The sequence below is a fragment of the Kitasatospora sp. NPDC048540 genome (assembly GCF_040651175.1).
Classification (GTDB): domain Bacteria; phylum Actinomycetota; class Actinomycetes; order Streptomycetales; family Streptomycetaceae; genus Kitasatospora.
Genome location: NZ_JBEZIR010000230.1, coordinates 1 through 5,494, shown reverse-complemented (window position 1 = coordinate 5,494; position 5,494 = coordinate 1). Strand labels below are relative to the sequence as shown.

Sequence of the window (5,494 nt, the reverse complement as noted above, 5' to 3'; positions counted from 1 at the left end):
TGCTGGCCGGGCTGTTCCGCCGCGAGGTGGTCTCGCTGGGGTCCGTCGAACACCCCCGCGCGGAGTTCGAGGCCGGCTTCACCGACCTCCAGCCGGCCAGCGCGGGCAGCGCGCGGGCCTGCCTGCTGTCGGACGGCCGGGTGACGGTCCGTCCGCCGGCCGGTGGACGGCGGCTCGGAGGCGGGGCGCGGGGCCGCAGGGAGCGGGTCCGGGGCGTCCGCTGACGGCCGGTCGGGCGGCGGGCCGGGGCCCGCGGGGACGGGTGACCGGTCCACGCGCAAGGGGCACCCGGTACCGCCACCTGGGCCAGCGGCCCTCCCCCGGTGTGCGGGGCCGGGGAGCGGGCGGTGCCGGAGCCGGATCCCAGGCCCCGGCGGCCATGACCAATTCGTCCAATACGGCGGTGGCGCAGGTTGACTACGTTCGTCGCGTCCCGGTCAACCACATCGCTGGAGGCGTCTCGTGGCCCGACCCACCGCCAGGATCCCCGCCTCCGCGGCGCCGGCCCGCCGTCCGGGCCCGGATGTCGCGAACGACGCGCGCGGCGCCGGGACCTCCGCGTGCTGCCACCGGGTGGGCGCCGCCCGCCCCCGCAACGGCAGGGCCGCCAGGCCCCGCTGACGAAGCCGCCGGGGCCGCCCGGTCCGGTGAGGGCCGGGGGTCGCACGCGTCACGGGGGAAGGACGACGCTGGTGACCTCGCCGCTCAGCCGATCGGGGGCGGGCGGCCCCGGCTTCACCGTCCGCCGCTCGGCCAGGAACCGGCCGGGCGTCAGACCGGTCATGGCCCGGAACTCACGGCACAGATGGGCCTGGTCGTAGTACCCGGCCGCGGGCGCCGCCTCGGCGGGCGGGCGGCCGAGTTCGGTCAGCCGCAGGTAGCCCCGCAGCCGCAGCACCCGGGCGACGGCCTTCGGGCCGAGGCCGACCTGCTCGCGGAAGCGCCGGTCCAGCTGCCGCCAGCTCCAGCCGCTGAGTGCCACGAGGTCCTGGACCGGCACCAGGCCGGCCGTGCGGATCAGTTCCTCCCGGACCGCCACCACCTGCGGCGCGGGCTGCGGTCCGGCGCCGTGCAGCCGGACCAGGGTGGCGTCGAGGGCGGCGAACCGCCGGGGCCAGTCGGGTGCGCCGGCCAGCCGGCCGGTCAGGGTCCGCGCCGCCCGAGCACCCAGCACGTCCTCCAACTCAACCGCTCGGCCGGTGAGTTCGGACATCGGCAGCGAGAAGATCCGGTACGCCGCCCAGGGCGCCATCACCACCTCGACGCCGTACAGCCCGCCGTCGTGCTCGCCGGTGGACCCGCGGGTCCGCGGGCCGGAGAGCAGCGAGCCGAACGATTCGGTGCGGGCGCCGGCGGCATCGGTGATCCGGATCGGGCGGTCGAACCCGAGGAAGAGGGTGACCTCGCCGGTCGGGACCTCCAGCCGCCGGCGCGGCCCGCCGGGCGCGAGGCGGACACCCCGGTAGCCGTGGACGCCCGGGCGCAGCAGCGGGTGCGGCAGCGCCTGGGCCAGCTCCCACCGCCGGTCGGGGCCGGACCGGTAGTGCACGGGTACCTCCCTGGGCCTGGTGTCCTGAGTCCTCGATCCGTCGGCCGTCCGCGGACCGGGGACCTGGGAACGGGGAACGGCCGGTCCGGCCCCGGGCCGCCGCGCGACGGGCCGCCGCGTACGGTCCGGGGCCGGGCCGTTCTCAGGCGCCCAGTACCTGGGCGACCAGCGCCCGTGCCTGGTCCTGGACCTGCGCGAGGTGGTCGGGGCCGTGGAAGCTCTCGGCGTAGATCTTGTAGACGTCCTCGGTGCCGGAGGGGCGCGCCGCGAACCAGGCGTTCTCGGTGCAGACCTTCAGGCCGCCGATGGCCGCGCCGTTGCCGGGGGCCTCGGTCAGCACGGCGGTGATCGGCTCGCCCCCCAGCCGGTCGGCGTCGACCTGGTCGGCGGAGAGCCTGGCCAGCGCGGCCTTCTGGGTGCGGTCGGCCGGGGCGTCGACCCGGGCGTAGGCGGGGGCACCGAAGCGGGCGGTCAGGTCGTCGTAGTGCTGGGAGGGGCTGCGGTCGGTGACGGCGGTGATCTCGGAGGCGAGCAGCGCCAGCAGGATGCCGTCCTTGTCGGTGGTCCAGACCCCGCCGTCGCGCCGCAGGAACGACGCCCCGGCGGACTCCTCGCCGCCGAACGCGATGGTGCCCTCAAGCAGCCCGTCGACGAACCACTTGAAGCCGACCGGCACCTCCACCAGGTCGCGCTTCAGTTCACCCGCCACCCGGTCGATCATCGAGGAGGAGACCAGGGTCTTGCCGACCGCCGCGGTGGCGGGCCAGTCGGCGCGGTGGCGGTAGAGGTAGTCGATGGCGACGGCCAGGTAGTGGTTGGGGTTCATCAGCCCGCCGTCGGGGGTGACGATGCCGTGCCGGTCGGCGTCGGCGTCGTTGCCGGTGGCGACGGTGTACTCGTCACGGCGGCCGATCAGCGAGGCCATCGCGTACGGGGAGGAGCAGTCCATCCGGATCCTGCCGTCCCAGTCGAGCGTCATGAACCGCCAGGCCGGGTCGGTGAGCGGGTTGACCACCGTCAGGTCGAGCCGGTGCGTCTCGGCGATCCGGCCCCAGTACGCGACGGAGGCGCCGCCGAGCGGGTCGGCGCCGATCCGCACCCCGGCCGCCCGTACGGCGTCCAGGTCGAGCACGGACGGCAGGTCCTCGGTGTAGCGGCCGAGGAAGTCGTAGCGCCCGGTGGTGTCCGCCGCCAGGGCCTTCGGGTACGGCATCCGGCGGACGCCGGCCAGGCCGGCGCGGATCAGCTCGTTGGCGCGGTCCTGGATCCAGCCGGTGGCGTCGGAGCCGGCCGGCCCGCCGTTCGGCGGGTTGTACTTGAACCCGCCGTCGCGCGGGGGGTTGTGCGACGGGGTGACCACGATCCCGTCGGCGCGGGCCAGCGGGTTGGCGCGGTTGTGGGCGAGGATGGCGTGCGAGACGGCGGGCGTGGGCGTGTAGCCGTCCTCGCTGTCCAGCAGCAGTGTGACGTGGTTGGCGGCGAGCACCTCGATCGCGGTGGCCCGGGCGGGCTCCGAAAGGGCGTGGGTGTCCGCGCCGAGGAACAGCGGTCCGGTGGTGCCCCGGGCGGCCCGGTACTCGCAGATCGCCTGGGTGGTGGCGGCGATGTGGTCCTCGTTGAAGGCGGTGTCCAGGGAGCTGCCGCGGTGCCCGGAGGTCCCGAACGCGACCCGCTGCCCCGGCTCCTGCGGGTCGGGGTGCAGCGTGTAGTACGCCGTCACCAGCCTCGCCACGTCGACCAGATCCCCTGGCTGTGCCTGCTCGCCGGCCCGTGCGTGCGCCATCACGTCTCCTTGGGTCGTCAACTGTCGGACCTGAGCCACCAGTACAGCAGCCCCGGCGCGCCGTGCGGGCGGCGACCGGCCCTCCGGCCCCGGGTTCGGTCCCCGGATGCGCTTGGATGGCCGGATGGACACCACACTCGGCACCCGGCCCGCGCTGACCCGTCCCGACCTGCTCGCCGCGCCGGTCGCGGCCGCCCTCGCCAGCTGGCCCGCCGACCGGGCCGCCGAGGTCGCGGCCGCCGCGATCGACCCGGAGCTCGCCGACACCGCGGCGTTCTGCGAGCGGTACGGGGTGTCCCTGGCCGACTCCGCCAACTGCGTGGTGGTCGCGGCCCGCCGGGGCGCCGTCACGACGTACGCCGCCTGCCTGGTCGCCGCGACCACCCGGGCCGACGTCAACGGCCTGGTCCGGCGCCACCTGGACGCCCGCAAGGCCTCGTTCGCGCCGGTGGAGGCCGTGCTGGCGGCCACCGGCATGGAGTACGGCGGCATCACCCCGATCGGGCTCCCCGCCGACTGGCCGGTCCTGGTCGACGCCGCGGTGGCCGCCCACCCGCGGGTGGTGGTCGGCGCGGGCGTCCGCGGCGCGAAGCTCTGGCTGCCGGGCCGGCTGCTCGCCGAACTGCCCACCGCGACCGTGCTGGAGGGCTTGGGCATCCCGGTCGGCTGAAGTGGGCGCCGGTGGCGTCGCACGGGAAATCCGCTGGACATGGCGGCGGCGGTGGCCCGACGATCCGCCCATGGACACCCTCACCACCCACCCCGCGCGCACCCCCTCGCAGCGGATCCGGTTCCTGCCGCTGCCCGCGCCCGCGCTGACCGCCCTGCTGGCCGGGGACCTCGCGGGCGCCGGCGCGCTGGTCGGCACCGCGCTCGATCCGTACTTCCTCACCGAGCAGGCCCGCTGGCTGTGGGGCTACCGGCTCGCCCAGCTCGCCGAGCGGCCGCAGGACGCGCCGTGGCTGGTGCGGGTCGCGGTCGACCGGGCGGACGGTGCGGTGGTCGGGTACGCCGGGTTCCACGGCGCACCGGACGGGGCCGGCATGGTGGAGGTGGGCTACTCGGTGCTGCCGGCCGCCCGCCGTCGGGGGTACGCCACCGCGATCCTGGCCGAACTGCTGCGCCTGGCCGCCACCGAGCCCGCCGTCGAGACCGTGCGGGCGACCGTCTCCCCGGACAACACCGGCTCGCTGGCCGTGGTCCGGCGTTTCGGCTTCGCCGAGGTCGGCGAGCAGTGGGACGAGCGGGACGGCCTGGAGATCGTCTTCGAGCGCCCGGCCCGCGACGACGGCGACGACGAGGGCGAGGGCGAGGACCCGGCGGAATGATTCCGGTGCCGGCGGCCGGGCGGGCTAGGGTCGTGGGTATGGAGTCGGACGAGGGATCGGTGCGGGTCGACAGCTGGATCTGGTCGGTCCGGCTGACCAAGACCAGAGCGCTGGCGGCCGCGGCCTGCCGGGCCGGGCACGTGAAGGTGAACGGGGACCGGGTCAAGCCCGCGCAGTCGCTGCGCCCGGGCGACGAGGTGCGGGTCTTCCACGACGGGCGGGAGCGGGTGGTGGTGGTCTCCCGGCTGGTCCGCAAGCGGGTCGGCCCTGCGCCCGCCGCCGAGTGCTACGTGGACAACAGCCCGCCGCCCCCGCCGCGCGCCGAGATCCCGGTGGCCGCCGTCCGCGACCGCGGCGCCGGCCGCCCCACCAAGCGCGAGCGCCGGGACCTGGAACGGCTGCGCGGCCTGTGACCGCTGCCCGGGGGAGGCCTGATGTACGAAGTCGAGTACCGGGTCGACTGCGAGAGCTGCGGCGGGGACGCGCTCTGCACCGCCGGTGCGTCGCCGGCCGGCGGGCAGGTCGAGTGGTCGTACGACGTGAGCTGCGCGGTGTGCGGTCCGGGCACGATCGCCTGCGGCTCCGGCCCGGTGCCGGCCGATCTGCGGGCGCGGCTGCTGGCCCGGCACGGTCCGGTCCACCTGCGGCTGGACGATCCGTCGGCAGGCGCGGTCACGGTGATGAAGGTGCTGCGGGCCGAGCTCGGCGGCAGTCCGGCCGCCGCGAAGGCGACGCTCGGGCGGCACCACCTGCCAGCCGGCGGGGAGCCACGGGCCGGGCTCGCCGTCCAGCACCAGCAGCCGTCGTCCGGCCGGGACCGCCGACAGTGTGTGG

The 5,494-nt window shown here is 76.3% G+C and carries 5 protein-coding genes and 2 pseudogenes; 4 read left to right on the top strand and 3 right to left on the bottom strand.

Translation table 11 applies throughout. The annotated features are described in order from the left end of the window. Positions 1–224, top strand: a pseudogene (locus AB0D08_RS40090) (hypothetical protein); the annotation flags it as partial. A gap of 446 nt (positions 225–670) precedes the next feature. On the opposite strand, the gene AB0D08_RS40085 reads toward AB0D08_RS40090, so the two are convergent. Continuing rightward, positions 671–1,549, bottom strand: coding sequence for a helix-turn-helix domain-containing protein (locus AB0D08_RS40085; RefSeq protein ID WP_359895292.1), 879 nt, complete (start codon positions 1,547–1,549; stop codon positions 671–673). A 142-nt stretch (positions 1,550–1,691) separates the two neighbouring features. Further along, the gene (pgm, locus tag AB0D08_RS40080) at positions 1,692–3,332 is read right to left on the bottom strand and encodes a phosphoglucomutase (alpha-D-glucose-1,6-bisphosphate-dependent) (RefSeq protein ID WP_033824120.1); all 1,641 of its coding nucleotides are present in this window, start codon (positions 3,330–3,332) and stop codon (positions 1,692–1,694) included. Between the two features lie 124 nt (positions 3,333–3,456). Between pgm and AB0D08_RS40075 the strand changes: the two genes are divergently transcribed. The 3 genes from AB0D08_RS40075 (at position 3,457) to AB0D08_RS40065 (ending at position 5,073) form a co-directional block, all read left to right on the top strand. After that, a complete protein-coding gene (locus tag AB0D08_RS40075) occupies positions 3,457–4,002 on the top strand; it encodes a YbaK/EbsC family protein (RefSeq protein ID WP_359895290.1) in 546 nt (181 codons plus the stop codon). Between the two features lie 70 nt (positions 4,003–4,072). After that, the gene (locus AB0D08_RS40070; protein WP_051813935.1) at positions 4,073–4,660 is read left to right on the top strand and encodes a GNAT family N-acetyltransferase; all 588 of its coding nucleotides are present in this window, start codon (positions 4,073–4,075) and stop codon (positions 4,658–4,660) included. 38 nt (positions 4,661–4,698) lie between these two features. Continuing rightward, positions 4,699–5,073: a S4 domain-containing protein gene (locus AB0D08_RS40065; protein WP_359895289.1), complete on the top strand. Its 375-nt coding sequence runs from the start codon at positions 4,699–4,701 to the stop codon at positions 5,071–5,073. 327 nt (positions 5,074–5,400) lie between these two features. On the opposite strand, the pseudogene AB0D08_RS40060 reads toward AB0D08_RS40065, so the two are convergent. Next, positions 5,401–5,494 (bottom strand): annotated as a pseudogene (locus tag AB0D08_RS40060) (glycosyltransferase); the annotation flags it as partial.